We start from the raw sequence: 25280 nt of genomic DNA, 5'->3' as shown, positions 1-25280 counted from the left end.
CACAAATACTATATTGTGGAGCGTAGTTTAATCGCTGTTTATAAATTGCACGCATGGGGCGATATTTGTACGGATTAAATTTATAGTTAGTATAGTAGCACGCGTTTTTCTTCAGAAAAATGACTGTTCAGAGTTGTTTAGCGTACAAGTGTTCGCTAAATTAAGAATGTAACTTAAATAACAACAATGAGTTGGGAATGTCAGAGAAGAAAAGTAGCTTTAACAAAGAAGATTTATTGGCGTGTAGCCGTGGTGAAATGTTTGGTCCGGGTAACAGTCAACTGCCTGCACCAAATATGCTAATGATGGACCGCGTTGTCTCTATTACTGAAGACGGCGGTGAACATGGCAAAGGCGAGATTATCGCTGAGTTAGATATTAACCCAGATTTATGGTTTTTTGATTGCCACTTTCCAGGTGACCCAGTCATGCCAGGCTGCCTTGGCCTTGACGCAATGTGGCAACTTGTTGGCTTTTTCCTTGGCTGGAGCGGCGGGCCTGGTAAAGGTCGTGCGCTAGGTGTTGGTGAAGTAAAATTCACCGGGCAAATTCTTCCAACAGCGAAAAAGGTCACTTACAAAATCACCATGAAGCGCGTAATTAAACGTAAACTTTTCATGGGTATGGCTGATGGTTCGGTTGAAGTGGACGGGCGAGAAATTTATGTCGCGAAAGATTTAAAAGTGGGCTTGTTCCAAGATACTTCGAATTTTTAATCGCTGTTTAATCAACGCTAAATACTAAATCGATAAACACAAAAAAGCCCCTTTCTAGGGGCTTTCCTTTTTGCATAATCAGTTCATAAAAGAGAAGTGTTATTTAACGCTTAAACCTAAATGTCTATCCTCTACTGCCTCACGCCATCCACCTAACCACTGTGAACGTGCATCGTTTTGCTGAAATGGACAATTTTCCTTTGAACGACCGCTAATACCAGCTTGATAGCCTTTAGAATGAGCGCGAGTCATTTTATCTCTTTTTTGTCTTTTCATTGATTAGCCTCTTTTGTTTGTTGGACGTACAACAAATCATTTTCTCGAGCGCTCTACATCATATCGGTTGATAGTGCCGGAAAAGTGATTGCGTACATTACTGTGATAGTGCAATTAACAAAATGGTTCAAGAAAAATATAAAATTAAAACGCTTGACAATCGTTAAATAAATGAAGTTTCTATGAAATTTATATTACATTTTTTATGCATAAATATGTCTATTTTTGCATTTTTTTGGCATAAAAAAAGCCACACGAATGTGGCTTTATTAAACTCATCATAAATTTAAATGACGAGGTTATTTATTTTTTAAAACGTCTGCGCACAAAAGCAGCGGCAAACAAACCAAAGAACGCAAGCCAGCCAGTAGATGCGCCGCTGCGCTCAAAAGGTTGCTCGTCTTCAGGAACTTCACAATCATCAATGGAACCATTAGCTATTGGAGATAGCTTAACCGCAACAACAGAATCAACCAGGTCTGTTTCACCGCTTGAGTTTATGATGTCGACGCCGGTTACGTATTTACTGTTTATTTTAATGCGCGCATTAGCAATAATTTCGTTGTCGTCGTTGATATCAACCGCTTCGATTAATTCGTAAGTGTTGTCACACGACACTAAATCATTAAGATCCAAAAACTCATCAGTATCAATGTTATACATAAATGCAGCGGTTTCACGTAGCGTTTCGCTTGTCGCATCGACATCTGCCTTACCCACCACGATATTGTTATTGTTAATAGCGTTCGCAGTAACACCGGCACTTACGAAAAAGCCATCAGGGTATTTTTGTTCTTGAGTATCTAAGTTGTAAACAAAAAGGCGAGAACGAGCGATATCGCTTTGTGAGCGAAGCACAGCACCAGTTACCCAGTTTTCGTCGTTTATAGCAATTGCTTGGCTGATAAGGTTTTCTTCGCGAGGAAGCAGTTCAATAGTCTCGCCATCTCTGAATACAGTTGCAACGCGCTCACTTTCAGTTAAGCCAGATTGGTTAGGTCGGGTGATCGTAACGCGATCGCCAGTTAGGCCTTCACCCACCGCAATACCTTGCTCATTAATATCATAAGCGTAGGTAAAGTAGTGTGCTGTATCGTCTTCATCCGGCTCGAACAGTAATGGATAAGTATCAGTGCTTATCACGTCTCCATTAACGTCAACTTGCCATATGGTGGCGTTAACTTCTGACAACAAAACGAAGCCAGGCAAGTAGTTCGTAGAAGTATTCAAGAAATAACTAGAAATACGTGGTACTGAAAAGTCACCATTGTAAATGGTGAAAAGACAACGCCCTTCAGACTGATCGCCACGTAACTCATCGTCAGCACAAGTTTCAATAGCTTCATCTACTTCGTCTTGAAAACTGACCGTACTGAAGCCTGCTACTTGTAAGTTTGCATTTATTGCACGGGCCGAAGAGAAACCGCCGGCTGTGGTGTCTACAGCTGGTAGTGCTTTAGACTCACCTGACGCCTGTATAAAACCTTGCTGCGCCGATTCTGCATAAGTGTAGTTGATGGTATCGCCATCTTCATTTTCGTATGGATCTAAAACGACTAAACCTGACGAATCACCTACTACAAAGTTGCCGTTTAAGCTGTCTCTGCCTATCGCTTCAACCGAACGGGTGTAATCATCAAATTTATCAGTCACTTCGTCTAAGCCTGGCACCAAAGAAATATCCTGGGTGTCAGTTAAGAAGGTTCTGTAAGGCGCTAATTTCTGACCTGTGGTCGCAGTACTAGACGAGAGTAGATAGTTAACGATTGTCGTGTAATCTGAATCAGTGAATACACCTTGACGTGCATCATCTTCGTTTTCTAAATCTTCACCGTTAACATCGAAGAAGGTGGTATCTTCTTCTAACTGCTCCACATCTACAGGTGGGTTATATTCAAGTTGCACTACAGACAGCATTTTGCCTGAATTATCAATTGAACGAGCAAAATTGTTTCTAGCGGTATCCTGTAAAGGAAGAGGCGTCACTGAATAGGTCGCGGCAAATGCCGAAACACTTCCTGTTGCCAACAGAACGGCGGCGGCAAGCTGAGTTCGTTTCATTTAAAATCCTATTTACTGCTGATTATCTTCCAGCATACTTTCTAGTTCATCCCAGCGCGCATATTTCTGGGAAAGTAATTCTTCTTTATCTGCCAGTTCGGCTAACGCCTTGGCAGTAACGTCACTGTCTTGTTTGAAAAAGTCTGGGTCGTTGACTTTTTCTTGCATAGCCTCAAGTTCTTCCTCAAGTGTTTCTAGCTCTTTCGGTAAGGACTCAAGTTCACGCTGGTCTTTGTATGATAGCTTTTTCGTCTTACGGGGAGAAGACTTAGCACTAGGACTGTCTGAAGCTGAATTAGTTTCATTCTTTACCTTGGCTTTCTCTTCCTTTTCGATTTGCTGACGTTTTTCCTGTTGCTCTTTATACCAGTTTTCTACGTCAGTGAAACCCCCAATAAATTCGCGAAGCAGACCGTTACCTTCAAAAACTACGCTACTGTTGGCAACGTTATCAACGAATTCCCTGTCGTGGCTCACTAAAAGCACGGTGCCAGTATACTCGTTAAGTAAGGTTTCAAGCATTTCTAAGGTTTCAACGTCTAAGTCGTTGGTTGGCTCATCGAGAACCAAAACGTTGCTTGGTTTTAGCATGAGCTTGGCAAGCATCAGGCGGTTTTTCTCACCACCTGACAGTGACTTCACCGGCGCATTTACACGCTCTGGCGTAAATAAGTAGTCTTGCAAATAACTTATCACGTGGCGCGGGTGGCCGTTTACCATAAGGTCGCGCTTACCATCGCCTACGGCATCAATTACAGTTTGCTCTAAATCTAACCCGTGGCGATGCTGGTCGAAATACGCAACTTCTAAATTCGTACCTTGCTTACAATAACCGGTATCCGGCTGTAATTGACCTAACAGCAACTTAATAAGTGTACTTTTACCGCACCCATTAGGCCCAATTAGTGCTAGTTTATCGCTGCGCAGTACATTTAGGTTCAAGCCTTTCACGATTGGCTTACCTTCAATGCTATAGCTTAAGTCTTTTACCTCAAACACCATTTTTCCAGAGCGCGCGCCCTGGTGTTGGTTAACCACGGCATTGCCCTGCACCGCTCGGCGCGCTTTACGCTCTTCTCGGAGCTTTTTAAGTGCTCTTACTCGCCCCTCGTTACGGGTTCGACGCGCTTTAATGCCCTGTCGAATCCACACTTCTTCTTGCGCTAGTTTTTTATCGAATTCAGCGTTTTGCGACGCTTCAACGTCTAAATCGTGCTGTTTTTTCTCAAGATAGGTTTCGTAATTGCCGGGATAGCTGGTAACAGAACCGCGATCTAGGTCAATAATACGTGTGGCCATGGCGCGTATAAAAGCACGGTCGTGGCTGACAAACACAATCGCACCCTGATAGTTGCTCAAGCTCGATTCAAGCCAGCGGATCATTTCAATATCAAGGTGGTTAGTTGGTTCGTCTAATAGTAGTAAATCTGGTTGTCGCACTAGTGCACGGGCTAAAGCGGCTTTTCTGCGCCAGCCCCCTGATAATGTTGATAACGATATCTCAGGGTCAAGCTTAAGCATGGTAAGCGTTTGCTCAATCTGCTGTTCGAACTGCCACGCGTCTCTGGCCTCTAATTGTTCTTGTAGCCGTTGAAGCTTATTTAAGTTAGCTTCACTAGGGTCTTCACCCACAATACGAGTTTGATGGAAATAGGCTTTTAGCGTTTCACCTACGTCAGATAACCCCTCAGCAACATAGTCAAACAGAGTTACATCTGTCGTTTGAGGTGGGTCCTGCTCTAAACGTGCTATTACGGTATTGTTCTCTATTATACGCTGACCATCGTCGGCAATAATATCGCCTGCGATAACTTTCATAAGTGTGGACTTACCGCTTCCGTTGCGACCAACCAAGCATACGCGCTCTTTAGGCTGAACGACCAGCTCAACGCCGTCTAAAAGCGGCGGATTTCCATAAATAACAGTGATGTTTTTTAACTGCAAAATGCTCACTGAAGAAACTCCTCTAAATCGGCGGCACTAAAGGGCCATCCAATTTCTTTTTCATTATCGGCCCGCTTCAAAACTGGAATACGAGCGCCATACAAGTGATAAAGCTCGGTACTTGTACGAATGTTAACTTTTTCAATAATAAGCGATGAAAACATAGACGTTTGCTGCAGTTCAACATCGGCTAAATCACAAAGACCACATTGAGGGCCCGTGTAGAAGATTATTTTCATGAACGTAGAATCCAGCACTGGTGTATTTTACCCTTACGGGCAAAATCTTCGGGTATGGTTTCGTGGGTGATATTTTCAATGTTCAAGCCAAGGTCACTGATGGCAGACTCGTCTAACTTAAAACCACGTTTATTGTTAGAAAAAATGATGGTCCCCTGCTCTTTTAAGCAGGCTTTGGCGTCGGTAAGCATTTTTACATGATCGCGCTGAACGTCCCACGTGTTCTGCATTCGCTTTGAATTTGAAAATGACGGCGGGTCGATAAAAATCAGGTCATATTTACCTTTGTGCGTACCTAGCCATGTGGTGCAATCGGCTTGAATAAAGGCATGGGGACCACTTAATTTATTAAGCGCTATATTTTTCTTTGCCCATTCCAAATAGGTATTCGACATGTCTACCGTGGTAACTGACTTGGCGCCGCCCATAGCAGCAAATACAGATACGCTGCCCGTGTAAGAAAACAAATTCAACACGTCTTTGTCTTTTGACAAGGTTTTTACTTTTTGACGGGTATTCCGGTGGTCTAAGAAAAGACCGGTGTCCAAGTAATCTGTCAGGTTTACCAAAAAGCGAGCGTCGTTTTCGAACACTTCCATCATTTCGCCAGACTGATTAATTTTCTCGTATTGCTTAGTCCCTTTTTGCTGGCTTCGCACTTTAAGCGCAATGTGCTTAGGTGAGACTCCGGTAACTGCTGGTAAATGTAACAACACCTCTTGCAGGCGTTTACGGGCTTTATCTTCTGACACGGTTTTTGGTGGCGCGTACTCTTGAACGACCAGCCAATCGCCATACCTATCTACCGCTACGTTGTAATCGGGTAAATCAGCGTCGTAAATACGGTAGCAGTTCGTGTTTGCACTTTTGATCCAGCCTTTCATACGCTTGAGGTTTTTCTTCAAACGATTAGCAAACTCATGATTGCCGGCGTCTTCACTAAATTGAACCGTGTTTTGTTCATCAAGCACATAGTTAGCTAAACGGCACTCTAATTTACCATTGTTCATGGCGTAGTCTTTAGTGGCGCGAAGCTTTAATACACGTAGCAAGTCACGGTTACTACTTAAAAGCGACACGTGCCAGCCTTTCCAGGCTTCTTTAAAGCGCTTACCCCAATCGCTAAATAGCGGTATTAACGAAGTAAGTTCACCCAAACGCTCTCCGTACGGCGGGTTGGAAACCACGTAGCCAGGAGTACTAACTGGCGGCGAGGACTTGGTAGCATCTTGCTGAGAAAACGAAATATCGTTAAACACGCCAGCAAAATCAGCGTTAGCTTTTGCAATCGCCACCATTTTGCGACTGAAGTCGCCCGCATAAATACCGCCACAGCTTGGCTTTTGAACAGAAATGGCATGCTCTACCAAATCGTCCCAAACCTTAGCTTCATGGCCAAGCCATTTAGTAAAGCCCCAGTATGAACGCTTTATACCAGGCGCAATATTTCGAGCAATGTAGGCAGCTTCTATTGCAATAGTGCCTGAGCCACACATTAAATCTACTAAAGGCGCTTCGGTATTCTCTGCCCAACCACTGCGCATAAGCATTGCGCTGGCGATATGCTCTTTTAGCGGTGCGTCACCGGTTTCTTGCCGATATGCGCGTTGGTGTAAACTTGCTCCAGCTTAGGTCTATACCCAAAATTACATTGTCGCGGTGCAGTCTGGCATACACAGAGATATCAGGGCTTTTTCGCTCTACTGACGGGCGAGGTAAACCTTGTTCTACGAATGAGTCTACTATGGCGTCCTTAACACGAACGGCGCCAAACTGGGTGTTCTTGATAGCAAAGTTAGTTCCAATAAACTGTACAGATAATGTATGACGTGAATCCATCTGCATTTGCCAGTCAATGCCCATCGCCGTGTTATAAAGCGCATCTGCATCGCCTGCTTTACCGGATGCTAGCACCCAAATTACGCGATTAGCCAAGCGTGACCATAGGCAAAGTTTATAAGCGTCTTCTTTTGACCCTTCAAACTGAATGGTACCAGGCCCCTGTTTAATTTGTGCATCAGGGCAAAGGCTTAGTACTTCTTGTTTCAATAGTTCGTCAAGACCGCGACTGGTCGTAACCAGGATAGTATTCATTCATGTACCTGTTTTTGATGTACGCGCTTAACGTAAAGCGCGTACACGAGAGATTGGTTTCGGGTGTACTTTGTTTCGGCTGTATTATAACGCGTTTACGATGCGTTTAACGAGAGATGGGCCTTGATAAATAAAGGCCGAATAGACTTGCACTAATGATGCGCCTGCATCTAAGCGCGCTTGCGCCGCTTCAGGAGAGTCGATGCCCCCTACGCCGATAATAGGTATAGCGCGGTCAAGTGCCTTATTTAATTTACGGGTTACTTCCAAACTCATATCGGTCATAACAGAACCGCTTAGGCCACCCATTTCATCAGCGTGCTCTAGTCCAGTAACCGAATCTCGTGAAAGCGTGGTATTGGTAGCAATCACGCCATCCATTTTGCTATTGATTAGTGATGCTGCAATACTTTCAATTTCAACATCACTTAAATCAGGCGCTATTTTAATGAACAATGGCACGTACTTTCCGTGGGTTTGCGTGAGTGTTTCTTGTGCGGCTTTTAAGCCTACTAACAATTTATCAAGCGCTTCACCGTACTGCAGGTTTCTAAGCCCTGGTGTGTTAGGTGATGAGATATTGATAGTGACATAGCTTGCGTAAGGATAAACCTTATTTAAGCAAATCAGATAATCGTCGAGTGCATTCGCTTCTTCGGTGTCTTTGTTTTTGCCAATGTTAATGCCTATGGGCCCTTTAAACTGGGCTTTTTTTACTTGCTCGACAAGATGATCAACACCTTTGTTATTGAACCCCATGCGATTAATAATGGCGTGCTTTTCAGGGATTCTAAACAAGCGAGGCTTAGGATTTCCCGGCTGCGGACGCGGCGTAACTGTACCAATTTCTACAAAGCCAAAGCCCATGCTTGAAAACGCATCAATACAATCACCGTTCTTATCGAGACCTGCCGCTAACCCTACCGGATTATCAAACGTCATGCCGGCAACAGTGACGGGCTTTTTAAGCGTTGGTGTGCTGTACATCCATTTCAGCGGTGTATGTTGTGTCTTGTTTAACCAGTTAATGGTGAAATCGTGACTTTTTTCAGGTTCACACTGAAGTAAGAGTTTTTGCACTAGAGATTGCATGGTTGTATTTAACGCTCGCTTATTAAGGGTCTGTTGGTCGTTACTACGCCTCACGTTTACAGATTATCTGCTAACAAAAAACGCTGTAAAGCTAGTTAATAATAACCAATCGGCCAATAAAAAGCCCTGATAAACAGGGCTTAAATCATTAAGGTACGTGTATTCTAATGGTTAGACTTCACGCTTAAAAGCATCAATTCGCGTAAAGCGACAGAAAATTTCGCAAATTCGTGCGTTGTGCTGGTCTTAAACTCTGACATCATGTGATACCAACGTTTAAGAAGCGCCTGATTACTTTCAATCCATTCATCTAGAATTTGGTCAGCGTTGCTCACATCTTCGCGAGAGGCTAACAGGTTTGCTGCGATTGAGCGCTGCTGCCAATCAAGTTCCTCACGATATGAAGCGCGAGCCAATGCCTGCCAGTGGTTGCTTACCGCCTGATTGTTAATTTGGTCTAAGAACCAGTGAAGTTCTAAACGCGAACCCAATTGGTAGTAAAGCTTAGCAACAACATCAGTGTCGTGCTTATCAGCCTCTACAATTTGTGCCAAGTCAAAGCTTGAGAACATGTTTGAGAAACTCGCTACCTGATAAGCAATATCCTGAGGTACGCCCTCATCAATATATTTCTGCGTTGCTGCTTCTAATTGGGCATATTCACTTTCAACCAAATAATGCTGTAAGTTTTTCGACAAGATATCGAATGTGCCGCGATAGCTTGCAATGGCCTCTTCTATAGACTGCGCTTTATTGCCATGGCGAATGTACCAACGTGCGGCACGACGCATAATTCTGCGCGCTTCATCAAGCATTTTCAGCTGAAGTGTTGCAGGAATAACGTTGTCTAGTTCTTCAATGCGCTCCCACAGCGTATCCATGTTGAAAATGCCGTGCACAATCGCGTAAGCATCTGCAATTTCGTCTACGCTTGCACCAGTTTCTTCCTGCATTCTAAATACGAAGTTAAGGCCCATATCGTTAACCATATTATTGGTTAATTTAGTGGCGATAATTTCGCTTCTAAGCGGGTGCTGCTGCATGTGTGCTGCAAATTTTTCGCGAAGTACCTTCGGGAAAGCTTCAACTAACAGCTTACCATGGTAAGGATTGTCAGTGATTTCTGGAATATTGAGCGCATCTTTAAGCACCATTTTACCGTAGGCAATTAACACGCTAAGTTCAGGGCGAGTTAGGCCTTGGTCAGTTGCTACGCGATCGGAGATCTCGTCATCGCTCGGTATGAACTCTAACTCACGATTTAATTGCCCTTCTCGCTCTAGGCCGTGAATAAAGCGAAGCTGTTCTTTAAGTTGCTTCACACCCGCTAACTCAGTAATAGAGATTGACTGGGTTTGACGGTAACAGTCTTTCAATACAATCGTGCTGACATCGTCAGTCATATCGTAAAGAAGCTTATTACGCTGCTTAAGGGTTAGCTCACCATCGTTGACCAGGCTGTTAAGCAAAATCTTAATGTTAACTTCGTTATCAGAACAATCCACACCACCGACGTTATCGATAAAGTCGGTGTTAACGCGCCCGCCATTAGAGGCATACTCGATACGGCCTAATTGGGTCAAACCTAGGTTGCCGCCCTCGCCCACAATTTTAGCCTGAACGTCGCGGCCGTTAACGCGCAAGTCATCGTTGGCACGGTCGCCTACTTCGGAGTGAGATTCTTTCTTACTCTTGATGTAAGTACCAATGCCTCCATTCCAAAGTAGATCAACCGGCATTTTAAGAATGTTGTGAATAAGCTCGTTAGGCGTCATTGTTAATTGACGCGTACCCAACCACTTTTTCATTTCAGGTGTCAGCTTGATTGACTTAGAGGCACGGCTGAATACACCACCACCTTTAGAAATCAGTTTGCTATCGTAGTCTTCCCAGCTAAGGCTTGGGTTTTCAAATAAACGTTGGCGCTCTTTGTAGCTAGCAGCCGCATCTGGGCTTGGGTCGAAGAAAATATGTAAATGGTTAAACGCAGCGATTAGTCGCGTATGCTTTGATAGCAACATTCCGTTACCAAAAACGTCACCAGCCATATCGCCTACACCCACAGCGGTGAAGTCAGTGGTCTGGCAATCGATACCAATTTCTCTGAAATGACGCTTAACTGATTCCCAACCGCCGCGCGCAGTAATACCCATTTTCTTATGGTCGTAGCCAATGCTTCCGCCAGATGCGAATGCATCACCTAGCCAGAAACCAAACTCTTCTGCTATACCATTCGCTATATCAGAGAAAGTTGCGGTCCCTTTATCTGCCGCTACAACCAAGTACGGGTCGTCATCATCAAGGCGTACTACATCTTTCGGCGGTACTATTTCGCCGTTAACAATGTTGTCGGTAATATCCAGCAAGCTTGTAATGAAAGTGCGGTAACAGGCTTGCCCTTCTGCTTGAATAGCCGCACGGCCTTCACCTACTGGCAAGTTTTTACAAACAAAGCCACCTTTTGCACCAACAGGGACAATAACCGTATTTTTAACCTGCTGCGCTTTTACCAAACCCAGTACTTCGGTTCTGAAATCTTCTTGGCGGTCAGACCAACGCAGACCACCGCGGGCCACTTTACCGCCGCGAAGGTGTACACCTTCCACACGTGGGCTGTAAACAAAAATTTCATACTTAGGCAGCGGAAGTGGCATTTCTGGAATAAGTTCAGGCATCATCTTAAATGACACGTAGGACTTTTCGTTGCCTGCATCGTCTGGCTGATAGAAGTTTGTTCGTAGCGTTGCCGACATCATATCCAAATAACGGCGGATAATACGGTCGTCATCAAGGTTACTTACGTTATCTAGCTGTGCCTTGATGGTCTCTAGTATTGCGTCTTCTTTCTTCTGATTACGCTTTTTCTTGGGGTCAAAACGTTGGTCAAAGAAGTCTACCAATAAGCGGGCAATATCTGGATAGTTAGAAAGGGTATTTGCAATATAGTCACGGCTAAATGAGCTGCCAGTTTGACGCATATATTTAGCGTAGGCACGCAGAACCGTCACCTTTCGACCCGTCATATTGGCGCCCAAAATAAGGCGATTAAACGCGTCATCTTCAAGTGTTTTATACCACACCTTCGCAAAAGCGTCCTGGAAAAGGGTTTGCGCCGTTTCCATATCAAAGTGCTGGCCGCTTTTGTGCAGCATGGTGAAGTCCATTACCCAATTTCGCTCACCTTGGGAACACGTGATTTTATATGGGCTTTCGTCGATTACGCGTAACCCAAAATTCTCCAGCATGGGGAGTACGTCAGACAGGTGAATGGGCTCTGCACGGTGGAAAAGCTTAAGCTTAACGACTTGGCTTTCAGCGTCTTCTTCTTGTGGGCGGTAGAACAACATATCTAAGGTGTGATTATCGTCAAGCATCTCTAGCTTGCCAATATCTACCAGCGCTGCTGATGGCAGGTTGTGCTCCATGTAACTACGAGAAAACGCATTGTTGTATTTGCGCTCAAGCGCCTTGCCAGACGCTTCGCCGTGAGCCGCTGAAATTGCTGACGCTAGTCTGTCGTTCCAGGTTTTGGTCAACTCAATAATGTTTTGCTCTATTTCCTTCACATCGAATTCCGCGTTGTTGTCGTTGACTCTAGCAATGTAATGCGTACGGGCATATACAGACTCTGAGAAGAAGGTGGTAAATTCGACTTCTTCAGTAGCGCCTAATGACGCTTTAAGTAGCTCTTGAGTCTCTTTACGCAACTGTGTGTTGTAGCGCTCTCTTGGTACGAATACCATGCAAGAGAAGAAGCGGCCAAATGTATCTTTGCGAATAAACAAGCGAGATATACCGCGCTCTTGCATTTGAAAAATGCCCATCACAATTTGTGCGAGCTCTTCTGCTGGTGTTTGCAGTAATTCATCACGAGGATAGGTTTCTATAATGTTCGCAAAAGCTTTGTATGCGTGTGTGCCTGGCTCAAAGCCAGATAATTCACAAATACGCTTAATCTTCTCCCGTAAAATGGGTAGCTGAGTTACGCTGTTGTTATAAAACGATGCTGAATAAAGCCCTAGAAAGCGATGCTCACCTACTACCTGCCCGTCTTTATTAAATACCTTCACACCAACATAGTCCATATAGGCTGGGCGATGCACGCGAGCACGAGAATTTGTTTTGGTCAGTATCAACGGGTTTTTGCTTAACGCTTCAGCTCTTGCTGATGCAGGCAATCTCGATAACAGACGTTCGCGGTCATTTATTGAATTTTTAAGAAGACCTAAGCTGGTGTCGTTTTTGGGTATCCATCTATGATCGCCTTCAATTGCTTTAACTTCATAATAGCGATATCCCATCATGGTAAAGTTATGGTCACCTAACCACTCAAGGTATGCCTTAGTCTGTTTTTTTGCATCTGCGGAAACAGGCCAATTGTATTTCGCGTTATTTTTAATAACGTCTTGTAAAGTACTGGTCATGCCCTGCCAGTCTTCAACAGCTAAAGAGACTTCATCAACTACCGAGTAAAGCTCTTTAGTTAAAGCATCGATATCTTTTTTCGATGTCTGTCTGTCGATTTCAATGAAAATGACAGTCTCTTTTTTAGCACCGTCTAGGGTTTGACCTGGTTCTGCAAAGGTTTCGACCTTGTTCGATTTGTCGCGTTTAACGCCGATCGGGCTATGAAGAAATAAATGCGCGGTAATGTTTAACCGATTCAGTAGCATACGCACAGAGTCAACTAAGAACGGCATGTCTGACACAATAATCTCTACTATCGTGTGGCTTGAGTGCCAACCGTGTTTAGCTATTTCTGGGTTGAAAACACGAACGTAAGGTGAAGCGTATTCAAATTTTGCCAAACCATTCCATAAACTAAGTGTTGCGCCATACAGGTCGCTGTCGTTGCGATTTTCTAGGTCGTCGCTTGATATGTTTTTATACAACAGACGTCCGAATTGCTGCACAAGAGACTTCTGCTTGGTATCTACTTTTTTATCAATAAGTGCAAATACATTGTCTAGCAGTACTGAGTGTCGCTGTGAGGTGACTGTCATTTGTTAACCTTTTTTGAATGTCGAAATACCAATTGAATTTGGTATAAGTGCCGAGTACCTAACTATTTTCTCTAATAAATGACGCTAATGAAAGCCCATTTTTAACCTTATATTAACAGCATAGATAACTATGCAGAAAACACCCAAAAAAAAGGGCCTAAAGGCCCTTTTTTATGCGTAGCTATGCAAAAATAATTTATGCATCAGGGTCGTTCTTATTCCACCACAGGAACCTAGCCAAGGCAGGCAGTACAATTATTGCCCCAAGCATGTTCACAACGAACATAAATGTTAGCAAAATGCCCATATCCATTTGGAACTTAAGTGAAGAGAATACCCAAGTGCTTACGCCTATAGCTAGCGTTATACCGGTAAATAGCACAGCACTTCCACGTTCTTTCAAAGCAGCGAAATAAGCTTCTTGAACGGTAGCACCTTTCTTCAGCATTAAGCTTTTGGTAGAAAGAATATAAATACCATAGTCCACTCCGATTCCCACGCCAAGTGCGATAACTGGTAACGTAGAAACGGTGAGGCCAATTTGAAGGTAAGTCATTAGTGCTTGAGCCAATACAGACACCACATATAGCGGTATTACAACGACTAACGTAGCACGAATTGATCGGAAGCTAATTAAGCAAAGCGCGATAACAGCACCAAATACATAAAGCATCATTGGATCTTGCGCCGCGCTCACTGCTTCATTTGTTGCAGCCATTACGCCAACAGGTCCAGAAGCAAGGCTAAACTTCATATCGTCAGTTTGATACTCATCGCGATACGACTTAACTGCATCAACAACGCGAGAGATGGTTTCTGCCTTGTGATCTTCCATAAACAGGATAATAGGCATAACTGAACAATCGCCGTTAAGTAGACCAGATGAGGTAGGTACGCGAGAGATAGCCTGAACTAGCGTCTGTTGATTACGCGGAAGAACCTGCCATTTTACGTTCCCTTCGTTGTAACCGGCATTAACAATTTTGGCTACTGACGCAAGTGACACTGCAGACTGCACGCCTTGTACGTTTTCCATTTTCCACTGGAAGTCATCCATGGCTTTCATCACACTGTGCGAGGTACAAGCTTCTGGCGTCGTCTCTACAAGTATAGAGATATAATCCACCGTTACTTCGTACTTGTCAGTGATCAAAAAGGTATCTTCATTGTAGCGAGAAGTTTCATGTAGCGCTGGTGCACCGGCGTGTAAGTCCCCTATTTTCATGTTCTGCGCTTGGAAATGACCGAGCACGAACAAAATCGCGGTGACAATTAAAATAAACGCAGCTGGCTTCTTTCGTGAACACGCTGCAATTACTTCCCAGAATTTAGAATTTGCGTTTTCCTTACCAGCAAATTTCTCTACATACTTCTGGTCTAGTTTTAAAAAGCTCATTAGAACAGGAAGTAACAATAGATTGGTAAGTATAATAACCGCAACACCCATACTTGCTGTTATTGCTAGCTCGCGAATAATACCAATATCAATAACCAGTAAGGTCATGAAACCTACAGTATCAGATAACAAGGCGATTCCGCCTGGAACTAAAAGGTTTCTAAATGCCGCCATAGACGCTCGCTTCGCACCAATACCTGTCACTGCTTGCTTTTCTACCGCGTTAATCATTTGAACGCCGTGGCTTACACCGATAGCAAATACCAGGAAAGGTACAAGAATTGACATAGGATCCATGCCAAAACCAATGGAAGTTAAAAGCCCAAGCTGCCAAATAACGGCAATAATTGAACAAACCAATGGCAATACGGTAAGCATAAGGCTTCGCGAGAAGAAGTACACCATAACGGCTGTAATTGCGATAGCAATAGCGAAAAACAGTAGTACATCTTTAGCGCCATCGGCTACGTCGCCAATCATTTTCGCAAATCCAATAATATGGATAGAGGTATTTTCGTTTTCGTATTGACCGCGAAGCTGTTCTTCAAGCTCTGCTGCTAAGGCAAGAGTATCAAGCGGCTCACCCGTTTGCGGGTCAATGTCTAGCAACTGTGCAGTTACCATTGCGCAGCTATAGTCACTTGATACCTGTCTACCAACGATGTTCGCTTTTTCTACGTTCGCAGCCACAAGCTCCAGAGCCTCTGGCCTTGATGAGTCGAAGTCTGCTGGTATGACCGGGCCGCCTGCGAAACCACCTTCTACGATTTCAGTGAAGCGTGTGGAGGGAGAGAAAAGTGAAATTACTAACGAACGGTTTACGCCATTGATAAAGAAAAGCTGGTCGTGAACGTTCTTTAACGTATCGAAGAAATTTTGGTTATAAATATTATCGTTTTTATCACATACTGAAACTAAGATGTTGTTGGCCCCACCAAAATCTTGGCGGTGCTCAATATACGTTTTCATGTACTCGTGATTAAGCGGAATATTTTTTTCGAAACCTGCGTCTAGACGCATTTGTGAGGCTTGGTAACCAAGAAAAACCGTTGCAATGGCAAACAGTGCCACCACAACTTTGCGGTTACCAAACACTAATTTTTCAAGAAAATGGGTCATTGTTTTTATACTGCCCTATTTTAAATTCAACGTTTTAATGCCATTTGCAGTAACAGCAATGCTGGTACCGTTAAACTCGGTGGCGTTTAAAATCGCCGCTTTATCTTTTATTTGTGACACGGAAATGCCGTCATCACTCTGACAATTGGATGGGTTAGCATAAGGATCACGCATACTGGTAGGAAGCGGACGTTGTGCACTTACCATCATGCCGTTGTTGCCTAAAGCATAAACCTTTGACTCTGACTCAATTAAAATTGAATTAAGGGTGCTAGTTGAACAAGTTTGAACGTATTCCCATTCCCCTTGATCCCTGTTTACGAAAATATTCCCACGAAGACCTACGGCAAGCACCGTGTTTTCATCCAGCGGCTTGATGTCGAAGAAAGACCCTGTGTAGTCGACGTAATAACGTTCCCAAGATTCACCCATATTGGTGCTTTTGGCTAACAAACCTGCCTCACCAGCCATGTACAGCGTATCACCATCAAGAGTTACACGATTTAAGTGAGGTAAAATAGATTCTAACTCTTGCTGATAAAAATCTTCGTCTTCCTTGCGAATTTCTTCGAGGTATTCTTGGTCCATTGGGTCAAGAAGACTGGCGTGGCGTTCTGCAGACCACGTCTTTCCACCGTCAAGCGTTCGATAAAACAAGCCATAGGCACCGGTGGCGATACCTTGCTGTTCGTCAAAAAATAATACATCTAAGAACGGGCGTTGAAGGTCGGGTTGATAATTTTGTATTTCCCATGTTTCGCCCCTATCTGAAGAATGAAGAATGACAGCATCGTGACCTACTGCCCATATTTTTTCGCCCACAACAGTAGTTGCGGTAAGCGTTGATTGAGTTGGCACCGCTTTTTGATTGAAAGTTTTGCCATCTTCCGACACTAATACGTGACCGCGTTCACCGACAATAACGACAAATGAATCAGCGTCTATGTCCAAAAGAACTGATTGCTCAACCAAAGGTGCCATGAATGCTTCTTCGGCAAGTGCAGCTGGAGAGTAATTAGCTGCGAATGTGGCGGCAATGCACGCTGCAATGGTTTTTTTCATAATTAACCATTCCCCCTATTTATAATTGTCTGTATACAAAAACGGCTGGCAATTGCCAACCGTTTGTTGTGTAAGGTGATTAGCGCTTACCTTCTCGTCGTAACGCCTGAGGCGTGAATTCCACATCTCGAGGGCGTACGGTGAAGTCGTACATTTGCTCTTCGTTATCTAGACCAATGGCCAAATAACGACGAGAGTTTAAGTCGTAGTACGCATCGAGCGTCGACCATTGAGTAGGAACTTCATAGTAGTTAACACCATAAGCTACACCAACGCGGTACAGTTCGCCACGATTATCATACATATCAGCGACTTGAATTTGCCAGCTATCTTCATCAATGAAGAATACGCGTTTTTGATAAATGTGACGGAAACCTTCTTTCAACGTAGCTTCAACTACCCAAACACGGTGCTTTTCCCAACGTGTTAGGTCTGGATTAACGTGATTTGGCTTCAAGATATCATCATACGAAGCACTGTCTGAATGAAGCTCATAGTTATTGTAAGCAACAAACATTTCCTGCTTACCAACAAGTTTCCAGTCATAACGGTTTGGAGAACCGTTAAACATATCGAAGTCATCAGTCGTACGTAGGCCGTCAGCAGCAGTTCCCGGCGTATCGTAAGCAATATTAGGTGCTAAACGAACACGACGCTGACCGGTGTTATAAGTCCACGCTTTACGCGGTTCTTTAACCTGATCTACGGTCTCGTGAACAAGTAACGCCGTTCCCGCTAGGCGGGCTGGCTTGGTTACTTTTTGCTTAAACATAAACAGGATATTTTCATCTGTTAGCTTTTCAGGTGTAGCACCCTCTTCAGCATATTTAATCAGCAACTGCTCATCAAAACCGATTACGTTGTAATCACCACCGGTAGTAACCGCTGCTTGTCCACCGTTACGCTGAACCGCTGCTCCGCGGTAGCGAAGAATGTGGTTCCAGATTGCTTCAAGCCCGTTTTGAGGTATTGGAAATGGGATACCCAAAACAGCACCTTTAAGACCATTACCATCGTCGAGAAGCTCAGCGCTGGTAGCGTTTACCTTAGTCGCATCGTAAACAGCCTGTGGGTTTGACGCAGAACGTCGCGTTGGATAAACCGGCATACGAAAAGTTTCTGGGTAAGCCTCGAAAAGCTTCTTCTGGCCTTCAGATAAAAATTCCGCGTATTCTTTATAGTTCTGTGCTGTTATCTCGAACAACACCTTGTCTTCTGGGTAAGGATCTGGGTGGTGGTCACCCACACTGTACCCAGATGGTGCAGACGTAATACCGCCAGTCCAGGCAGGGATACTGCCATCAGCGTTACCCGCTTTTTCTGCGCCAAGTGGCGTTAGTTCATTACCCAATTTGTTTGCGTCTGCATCAGACACTTTAGCCATAGCGCTTGCACCAGATAAAGCCAGTGACAAGGCGGCTGCAATAATTCCTACTTTTCTAATCATAAAAACCACTCTTAGATTGCGTATTTGATGTTAAATGAAATGAAGTCTCTGTCAGATAGCGCATTAGTTGTACCAATGCCGCCCCAGAATGCACTGTAAGACGCCGTTGCAGACCATTTGCTTAAATAATCGAACGTGAAAGAAAGTGCAGCAGACTTAACATCTTCTGTGAAAAGGAATAATGGATCTGGCGTAGTACCCTCAACGTCATGCGAGAAAGTACCGCGAACTCGAAGGTTCATACCAGCGAATATTGAGTTGTAGTCAGCAACCGCCAATAAGCGATAGCCCCACGCATCGTCAGTAGCAAACGGATTAGTCTCAGGTCCGTCTGAAAGGCCTTGGTGTAGACCTTCACGAGCGTTACCGTTAATTGGTTCAAGCGAAGGTGTTCGAGCAGTACCTGGTGCATTTAAACGAATTACGTCTGGGTCTGGCATATCAACAACGTTTACATAACCTACTTCACCTAGAAGTACGAAGTTGTCAGAGCCAAATTTAGGGCCGAATACATGTGACGCGGTAAATTGCATTTGCCATGTATCAGAGAAAAGGAAACCTTCTGCAGTTTCACCTGGACCTACAGCACGGCCAATGTTATTTAGCTGAGAGATTCCTTCAAGATCTGGACGTAGGCCTGCGTTAGCTAACTGCTCAGGCATACCCATGTATAGCAACTCTACATCATCTATTTGAAGTGGCTCATCTACACGATAAGCAAATTCACCCGCTAGAGCCGTAGTACCAATGTTGGTGTTGAAGCTCATACCGTAAAGTTTGATGTCTTCTGGATAGTAGAATTCAGACTGCGTGAACGCACCCAACTCTGTTATGTTATCTCGAGTAACCGTGTTAGTGGCTAGGAACGCTAGGTCTGCGCCAATACCTTCGGCAGTAAAGTCTGATGTTTTACCAGAAATAAGCGGACGCTGGCTGTGATAGTTAATGTGATAGAAACTAAATTCTGTTTCATTCAAATTCTCAGCAAACCACGTTAAGCGCAAGCCATACTGGCCTTGGTCGTCTGCATCGTTATGCGCCTCATCAGAGAAACCACGAATGGCAACTTTTGTCGGGTAAGCAAGATAGGCTTGAGAGATATCTGCAGCATCAGCACCTGAGCGTAATAAATCACCGTAACCATTTAAAGCAGTTAATAAGTGATCTAAGTCAATATCAGGGTTACCACTAAAACCTAACTGAATATTCTGGCGTTGACCGCCCTCGCCTGCAAAGTCGTTACCGGCGAAGTAGCTGCCTGACACAGGAAGCCAGCTGCGTTGCCACTCATACTGATAGTAACCTGAAATGCTCACCGTATCAGTTAAGCCTAAAGACGCGTAAACCATACCTACCGGTAGGAATACTTCTTTTAGCTCGGCACCTGGTGCACGAGCACGCGTTACATCCACAGGGTTGGTCGTGTTGATACCATGTTGGATGAACGTACTTTCACCCCAACTGATTACTTGGCGGCCAACACGAAGAGTTAGTGGCTTGTCTCCAATCCACCAGTCGCCATAGAAGAAAGCATCATACAAACGAACATCTGTACATAAAAGGTCTTCCGCCTCTGGGTCTTGACAAAGATCGTATTGGTTGCCGGTTATTGGGTTAGAGTAAGGACGGTCACCATCCATTTGCTCGAAATCATAGAACCAGAATCCCCGAGCGAAGAAACCATAGTCGCCGAAGTTAATATCTAATTCATGTGAGCCTGAAACTTGCGTTGCGAACGCATCGCCCGGATCGTGGGCTAGGTTACCGAGGTCACCATTCGTTGAATACGCACCATCAGCCAAACCCCATACATCGCTGCTTGGGTATAAAGGATTGAAAGCTGCGTGATAACCGCTCCAGTCAAACTGAGGATGGTTACTGTTACCAATAAGGTCGTAATCTCTTGCCTCTGTTCGAATACTTGTAGCTAATGTAAATGTTGAATCTAAAGAAATATTTACATCACCTACTTGCCAGTTTGCAGCGTGTGCTGGTACTGCAGCAGCACCTAGCAGAGAGAGAACTCCCGCTGCTACCGGTGATATCTTAAAAGCGCTAGGCCCATTTTTCATATTTTTATACTCCCAAGTCGATGTGACTTAATGCGTGACATCATGACCAACCATAACGATTAACAAAATCATTACATCATTTTGCCATAACCGCAAGAACTAATCCTACCAGTTAACAAAATTTACAACATTAGTCGTATCAAATAGTTATTGCTTTATTGTGAGTATAAAAGGCATTTATAAACTTGCAGGAAAATTGTACAAGTTTTAAGAGGATTTATCTTATTTACCGCTAAGTAGCATTTTTAAGCGTGAGGCGCACTACTGAAGACCGTGAACTAAAGACGCGGAGGTAATTAAAGTATTGTGTAAATTATAGCTTTGAAAAAACAAAAAAGGCCCTATCCGAGCCTCTCAAAAGATTTAATCTTTTTATTAGCGTCAATGACCATTCTGAAACGGCCTTTGATACCGTCCGATGTGACAAATTGGCGAAGCCGATTGGTGGGTACCTGAACACTAAGACCAGATTCACTAAACATGACTACATCTGGCATAGACGGGACATACAGCACCTCACATTGTTTGTAAGGTGCGTTTATTGAAAAATAAAAGACGGAGTCTGATGCGTTAATGCTTTTCATAAGCAAGACTTTTACTTACTTTTTCAAACAAGTCTTTACTTAGGCCCTTATGGTTAAGTAAGCGTCCAAGCTGCTGCTTCATATGAACTTGGTGTTCACTAGCGAAACCTTGCCATTGGGTTAACGGTGTTACAATACGAGCGGCAACTTGCGGGTTGACTGCATCAAGTTCTAGCAAATAGTCAGTTACAAACTTATAACCGCTACCATCTGCGGCATGGAACCTTTCGCTATTATAGAACGCAAAACTACCGATAACAGAGCGGACACGGTTTGGATTGCTCATTGCAAACTGCGGGTGCTCACACAGCATAGTTATAGTAGCAAAGATATCTTCGCGATTTTGCGTTGCATGAAGCGCAAACCATTTGTCTAGAACCAGAGGGTCGTGGTTCCACGTTTGTTCAAAACTAGCCATCAAGCTATCGAACGTAGTTGAACTGCAGTGTTGCGCACTTCTCAGTGCCCCTAGTGTATCGGTCATGTTATCTGCATTTTCAAATTGCGACACGACAAGGTCTTCGTATTGAGATAAGCGTGCTAAATGCGCAAGCACGACATTTTTACAACGGCGCTGATTAATTGCATCTTGCGTGTAGCTATAGGCGCTGTGTTCAATGTTGTTAAACACCGCTAATAATTCTTGTTCTAGCGCGCGGGAAAACTGCTCACAAAATGCCTTTCGTGCTTTTGATAGCGCGGACACAGTGATATTGCTACGACTTTGACACAAGGTCTCAAAAGAAGGAATAACTAGGCATTCGCCAAGCAGTTCCAGATTATTCTGCTCTTGAGCTATTGCTTGTTTAACGCCGTTCCAAATAGCGTTACTGATGGCAGAGCCCGGAGATTCTTCTAACTGCTTTATACAGCGGTCATACAATGCTTGCATTGCGTCCCAGCGATTGAACGGATCTTTCGCGTGTTTGAAAATAGTAAGTAATGATTCTGTATCTAGCGGATTTTCTACTTTCGCTGGTGCCGAAAAGTTACCTAATACTACCGGTGTTAAATCAGTACTTTTAGCATTTACGGTTAAACGCAAAGAGGCATCTTTTAAGATAACCATACCATCATCAATGAGCGATTCGTTGTCAGTATAGGTATTGCCCTCTTTATCGATGATCTCAATATTCACTGGGATATAAAGGGGAAGCTTTTCACTTTGGTCTGAGGTGGCGGGCGTGTGCTGCGTCAAAGTAAAGGTATGCTTGACGGTGTCGTTGTCGATAGCTTCCGTACTGTGCTTAACAGAAATCACAGGTGTTCCAGATTGGCTATACCAGCGCGTAAACTGAGTTAAATCTAAATCAGTCGCCGACTGCATGGCGGAAATAAAGTCGTCACACGTGACCGCTTGACCATCGTGCCTTCTGAAGTACTCATCCATGCCACGTCTGAATCCATCAGGTCCAAGTAATGTATGGAACATGCGAATGACTTCTGCGCCCTTGTCATAAACTGTTACCGTGTAGAAGTTATTCATTTCAATCACTTCTTCAGGGCGAATCGGGTGACTCATTGCGCTGGCATCTTCAGCGAACTGATGCTCTCGCATTACGCGAACGTGCTTTATACGGTTACTTAGCGCCGAGGTCATATCAGCACTAAACTGTTGATCTCTGAATACTGTAAGCCCTTCTTTGAGGCTTAGCTGGAACCAATCGCGACAAGTAACTCGATTTCCAGTCCAATTGTGGAAATATTCATGTGCAATAACAGATTCGACATTGAAAAAGTCATCGTCAGTCGCACTTTTCTGGTCAGCTAAAACAAACTTGCTGTTAAAGACGTTTAAGCCTTTGTTTTCCATCGCTCCCATGTTGAAGAAGTCGACGGCAACAATCATGTAAATATCTAAATCGTACTCTAGCCCGAAAACATCTTCGTCCCATTTCATCGCTCGTTTAAGGGATTCTAAAGCGAAGACGCCCTGGGACTTTTTGCCTTTGTCGACATACAACTCTAGCGCAACGTCTTTACCGCTTGTCGTTGTGTAGCTATCGGTTAGTAAATCGAAATCACCGGCCACCAATGCAAAAAGATAACAAGGTTTAGGGTGCGGGTCATGCCATTTCACGAAATGGGTGTTTTCATCGATATCCCCTTTGTCTACAGGGTTACCGTTCGCGCGTAACATAGGTACTGATTTATCGGCAACGACAGTAACCGTGTATACGGACAAAACGTCAGGGCGGTCCATGAAATAAGTTATTCGGCGAAACCCTTCCGCTTCACACTGCGTGCAATAGGCGCCGCCCGATAAATACAAGCCTTCAAGGGCTTTATTTTGTTCAGGCGCAATGGTGTTAGTAATTTCTAAGACAAATTTATCGAGATGAGTGGCAATGCTTAACGACGTATCCGAAACCGAATATTCGTCACCAGATAAAGCATTACCGTTAATTGCAATAGCGTTAAGCGATAAGTTATCGCCATCAAGGATTAAAGGGCTATCATGATTGCCATTGCGTGAGACAGATAATGTACTGACAACCTGAGTCTGCGTTGGGTGTAGCGTAATATGTAGGTCAACTGTCGCTATTGAAAAAGCGGGCGGCTGATAATCCGCCCGGCGTTTAGCTTGAACTGACATAGATCCTCCTAAAAGAAAGCCTACGTGGGTTTATTTGGAACGTTTGGTTAAACCGTTTCTTTACTGTTAACTTCAACGTGTGGTGGTGTAATACGTAGAATCTTAATACCTAAATACGCGTACACAACAGCAAGGATCGGGTTGATTACGTTAAAGAATGCATAGAATACGTAATCAAATGGGTTTACCAATAAAACACTGTGCATGTAGGCACCACAAGTGTTCCAAGGAATGAGCGGAGATGTAAGTGTACCGCCGTCTTCAAGACTACGAGAAAGGTTAAGTTGGTCTAACCCTCGTTTTTTAAATTCTTCTTTGTACATGCGCCCTGGCATAACGATAGAAATATACTGATCGGCCGTTACAAGGTTAGTTCCAAAACACGTAAGAATGGTTCGACTTACCATATCACCGGCTGACTTAGCGCCAATCAATATGGCAGACACGGCACGTTTTAACAAACCTACACGCTCAAGTACGGCTCCGAACGACATAGCACAAATAATAAGCCAAATAGTATTTAGCATAGAAGACATGCCGCCGCGAGACAGCAAGCTATTTAAATTTTCGTCTGGCGTAGAAAAGCTTACGCCGTCAAATAGCGCTGTCCACACAACTTTTAGCGCGCCAATGTTTGCTGAGTCATCGCTACTTGCCATGGATGTAACCACATCCCACTGAAACACAACTGCCCAAACGCCCCCTAACAAAGCGCCAATAAAAACCGCAGGGAAAGCCGGCATCTTCTTAATTGCTAAAGTAAGTAGAACCACAAGAGGAATTAGCAAATGCCACCCCAAGTCAAAAGAGTCATTAAGCAAAAGCTGCATTTGTTCTATACGCTCTGCTTTAGCCTCACCTACTTCGCTAAAGCCAAGGACAGTGAATAATACAAGGGCAATGACAAAACTTGGAATGGTCGTCCACAGCATGTAGCGGATATGCTCGAACAGATCGGTGCCTGCAACCGCGGGAGCTAAGTTAGTTGTTTCAGACAATGGCGAAATTTTGTCGCCAAAGTACGCTCCAGAGACCACAGCGCCAGCTGTGATAGCAGCAGACATTTCCATACCCGCTGATACACCCATTAATGCCACACCTACCGTTGCTGCGGTCGTCCAAGAACTACCAATACTCATAGCAACTACTGCACAGATTAGACATGCAGCAGCGTAGAAAAACGAAGGGTTAAGCAACTCTAATCCAAAATAAATAAGTGTAGGCACGGTGCCGGCAAGCATCCATGTACCTATGAGTGAGCCTACGGCTAACAATATGAGGCAGGCACCCAGAGACATGGAAATACCATCAACGATCCCCTTCTCTATGGTTTTCCAGCTGTACCCGTTTTTCATGCCGATAATAGCAGCTAAGCCCATTGCCAAAAGTAACGCAATTTGGTTTGGACCATATGAAGAATTATCCGCAAACAGGTAAACCGCACTTCCCATCATGAGCACTAGCGCAAGAATAGGAAGTATTGCATCGAGTAGTGACGGCGTCTTTATCTCTTTATTCGTCATTGTCGTTTTTAAAAACCTTTTTTATTGTATTTATAACGCGTTAAACGTGCTTTTTG

At 44.0% G+C, this 25280-nt stretch carries 14 protein-coding genes and 1 pseudogene; 1 reads left to right on the top strand and 14 read right to left on the bottom strand.

Annotation, left to right across the window (positions count from 1 at the left end; genetic code table 11):
- The first annotated feature begins 197 nt into the window (after positions 1 to 197).
- Entirely contained in the window at positions 198 to 716 is a 519-nt protein-coding gene (gene fabA, locus ACYX4W_RS13385) for a bifunctional 3-hydroxydecanoyl-ACP dehydratase/trans-2-decenoyl-ACP isomerase (protein ID WP_025255307.1), read from the top strand.
- Positions 717 to 815: 99 nt separating this feature from the next.
- Here the strand turns inward: fabA and rmf are convergent, their stop codons facing one another.
- The 14 genes and pseudogenes from rmf to nhaC form a co-directional block, all read right to left on the bottom strand.
- Positions 816 to 992 carry a ribosome modulation factor gene (gene rmf, locus ACYX4W_RS13380; RefSeq protein WP_039220169.1) on the bottom strand — a complete coding sequence of 59 codons (177 nt, stop codon included), beginning with the start codon at positions 990 to 992 and terminating at the stop codon, positions 816 to 818.
- Between the two features lie 303 nt (positions 993 to 1295).
- The gene (locus tag ACYX4W_RS13375; protein WP_476073519.1) at positions 1296 to 3053 is read right to left on the bottom strand and encodes a DUF3466 family protein; all 1758 of its coding nucleotides are present in this window, start codon (positions 3051 to 3053) and stop codon (positions 1296 to 1298) included.
- 12 nt (positions 3054 to 3065) lie between these two features.
- The gene (uup, locus tag ACYX4W_RS13370; protein ID WP_476073518.1) at positions 3066 to 5006 is read right to left on the bottom strand and encodes an ATP-binding cassette ATPase Uup; all 1941 of its coding nucleotides are present in this window, start codon (positions 5004 to 5006) and stop codon (positions 3066 to 3068) included.
- Complete coding sequence (locus ACYX4W_RS13365) at positions 5003 to 5236, bottom strand: glutaredoxin family protein (protein WP_476073517.1); 234 nt, start codon at positions 5234 to 5236, stop codon at positions 5003 to 5005. Before ACYX4W_RS13365 ends, uup begins: the two co-directional genes overlap by 4 nt.
- Positions 5233 to 7330 (bottom strand): annotated as a pseudogene (rlmKL, locus tag ACYX4W_RS13360) (bifunctional 23S rRNA (guanine(2069)-N(7))-methyltransferase RlmK/23S rRNA (guanine(2445)-N(2))-methyltransferase RlmL). Before rlmKL ends, ACYX4W_RS13365 begins: the two are co-directional and overlap by 4 nt.
- Positions 7331 to 7414: 84 nt before the next feature.
- Positions 7415 to 8422 carry a quinone-dependent dihydroorotate dehydrogenase gene (pyrD, locus tag ACYX4W_RS13355; protein WP_476075480.1) on the bottom strand — a complete coding sequence of 336 codons (1008 nt, stop codon included), beginning with the start codon at positions 8420 to 8422 and terminating at the stop codon, positions 7415 to 7417.
- A 164-nt stretch (positions 8423 to 8586) separates the two neighbouring features.
- Complete coding sequence (locus tag ACYX4W_RS13350; RefSeq protein ID WP_476073516.1) at positions 8587 to 13425, bottom strand: NAD-glutamate dehydrogenase; 4839 nt, start codon at positions 13423 to 13425, stop codon at positions 8587 to 8589.
- Between the two features lie 196 nt (positions 13426 to 13621).
- On the bottom strand, positions 13622 to 15940 hold the full coding sequence (locus tag ACYX4W_RS13345; RefSeq protein ID WP_476073515.1) for an efflux RND transporter permease subunit: 2319 nt from the start codon (positions 15938 to 15940) through the stop codon (positions 13622 to 13624).
- Positions 15941 to 15955: 15 nt separating this feature from the next.
- A complete protein-coding gene (locus tag ACYX4W_RS13340) occupies positions 15956 to 17002 on the bottom strand; it encodes a WD40/YVTN/BNR-like repeat-containing protein (protein WP_476073514.1) in 1047 nt (348 codons plus the stop codon).
- Between the two features lie 79 nt (positions 17003 to 17081).
- Positions 17082 to 18449: a DUF1329 domain-containing protein gene (locus ACYX4W_RS13335; protein WP_476073513.1), complete on the bottom strand. Its 1368-nt coding sequence runs from the start codon at positions 18447 to 18449 to the stop codon at positions 17082 to 17084.
- Positions 18450 to 18460: 11 nt separating this feature from the next.
- On the bottom strand, positions 18461 to 20521 hold the full coding sequence (locus ACYX4W_RS13330; RefSeq protein WP_476073512.1) for a DUF1302 domain-containing protein: 2061 nt from the start codon (positions 20519 to 20521) through the stop codon (positions 18461 to 18463).
- A 341-nt stretch (positions 20522 to 20862) separates the two neighbouring features.
- Positions 20863 to 21105: a DUF2835 family protein gene (locus ACYX4W_RS13325; RefSeq protein ID WP_476073511.1), complete on the bottom strand. Its 243-nt coding sequence runs from the start codon at positions 21103 to 21105 to the stop codon at positions 20863 to 20865.
- Positions 21092 to 23701 (bottom strand): aminopeptidase N, encoded by a 2610-nt coding sequence (gene pepN / locus ACYX4W_RS13320; protein ID WP_476073510.1) that lies wholly within the window; start codon positions 23699 to 23701, stop codon positions 21092 to 21094. The genes ACYX4W_RS13325 and pepN overlap by 14 nt, the downstream gene beginning before the upstream one ends.
- Positions 23702 to 23748: 47 nt before the next feature.
- On the bottom strand, positions 23749 to 25224 hold the full coding sequence (gene nhaC, locus ACYX4W_RS13315) for a Na+/H+ antiporter NhaC (RefSeq protein ID WP_476073509.1): 1476 nt from the start codon (positions 25222 to 25224) through the stop codon (positions 23749 to 23751).
- Positions 25225 to 25280 lie beyond the last annotated feature (56 nt).

The sequence above is a fragment of the Alteromonas sp. ABH4_454 genome (assembly GCF_056311775.1).
Note: the sequence above shows the minus strand (reverse complement) of the source record. Positions and strands in the feature narration are given on the sequence as shown.

What these genes read in the sequence shown, in the direction of transcription:
- ACYX4W_RS13330 (WP_476073512.1), bottom strand. Translation starts at nt 20,521, where the DNA reads ATGAAAAATGGGCCTAGCGCTTTTAAGATATCACCGGTAGCAGCGGGA.
- ACYX4W_RS13325 (WP_476073511.1), bottom strand. Translation starts at nt 21,105, where the DNA reads ATGAAAAGCATTAACGCATCAGACTCCGTCTTTTATTTTTCAATAAAC.
- ACYX4W_RS13335 (WP_476073513.1), bottom strand. Translation starts at nt 18,449, where the DNA reads ATGATTAGAAAAGTAGGAATTATTGCAGCCGCCTTGTCACTGGCTTTA.
- ACYX4W_RS13350 (WP_476073516.1), bottom strand. Translation starts at nt 13,425, where the DNA reads ATGACAGTCACCTCACAGCGACACTCAGTACTGCTAGACAATGTATTT.
- pepN (WP_476073510.1), bottom strand. Translation starts at nt 23,701, where the DNA reads ATGTCAGTTCAAGCTAAACGCCGGGCGGATTATCAGCCGCCCGCTTTT.
- rmf (WP_039220169.1), bottom strand. Translation starts at nt 992, where the DNA reads ATGAAAAGACAAAAAAGAGATAAAATGACTCGCGCTCATTCTAAAGGC.
- ACYX4W_RS13345 (WP_476073515.1), bottom strand. Translation starts at nt 15,940, where the DNA reads ATGACCCATTTTCTTGAAAAATTAGTGTTTGGTAACCGCAAAGTTGTG.
- ACYX4W_RS13375 (WP_476073519.1), bottom strand. Translation starts at nt 3,053, where the DNA reads ATGAAACGAACTCAGCTTGCCGCCGCCGTTCTGTTGGCAACAGGAAGT.
- fabA (WP_025255307.1), top strand. Translation starts at nt 198, where the DNA reads ATGTCAGAGAAGAAAAGTAGCTTTAACAAAGAAGATTTATTGGCGTGT.
- ACYX4W_RS13365 (WP_476073517.1), bottom strand. Translation starts at nt 5,236, where the DNA reads ATGAAAATAATCTTCTACACGGGCCCTCAATGTGGTCTTTGTGATTTA.
- nhaC (WP_476073509.1), bottom strand. Translation starts at nt 25,224, where the DNA reads ATGACGAATAAAGAGATAAAGACGCCGTCACTACTCGATGCAATACTT.
- ACYX4W_RS13340 (WP_476073514.1), bottom strand. Translation starts at nt 17,002, where the DNA reads ATGAAAAAAACCATTGCAGCGTGCATTGCCGCCACATTCGCAGCTAAT.
- pyrD (WP_476075480.1), bottom strand. Translation starts at nt 8,422, where the DNA reads ATGCAATCTCTAGTGCAAAAACTCTTACTTCAGTGTGAACCTGAAAAA.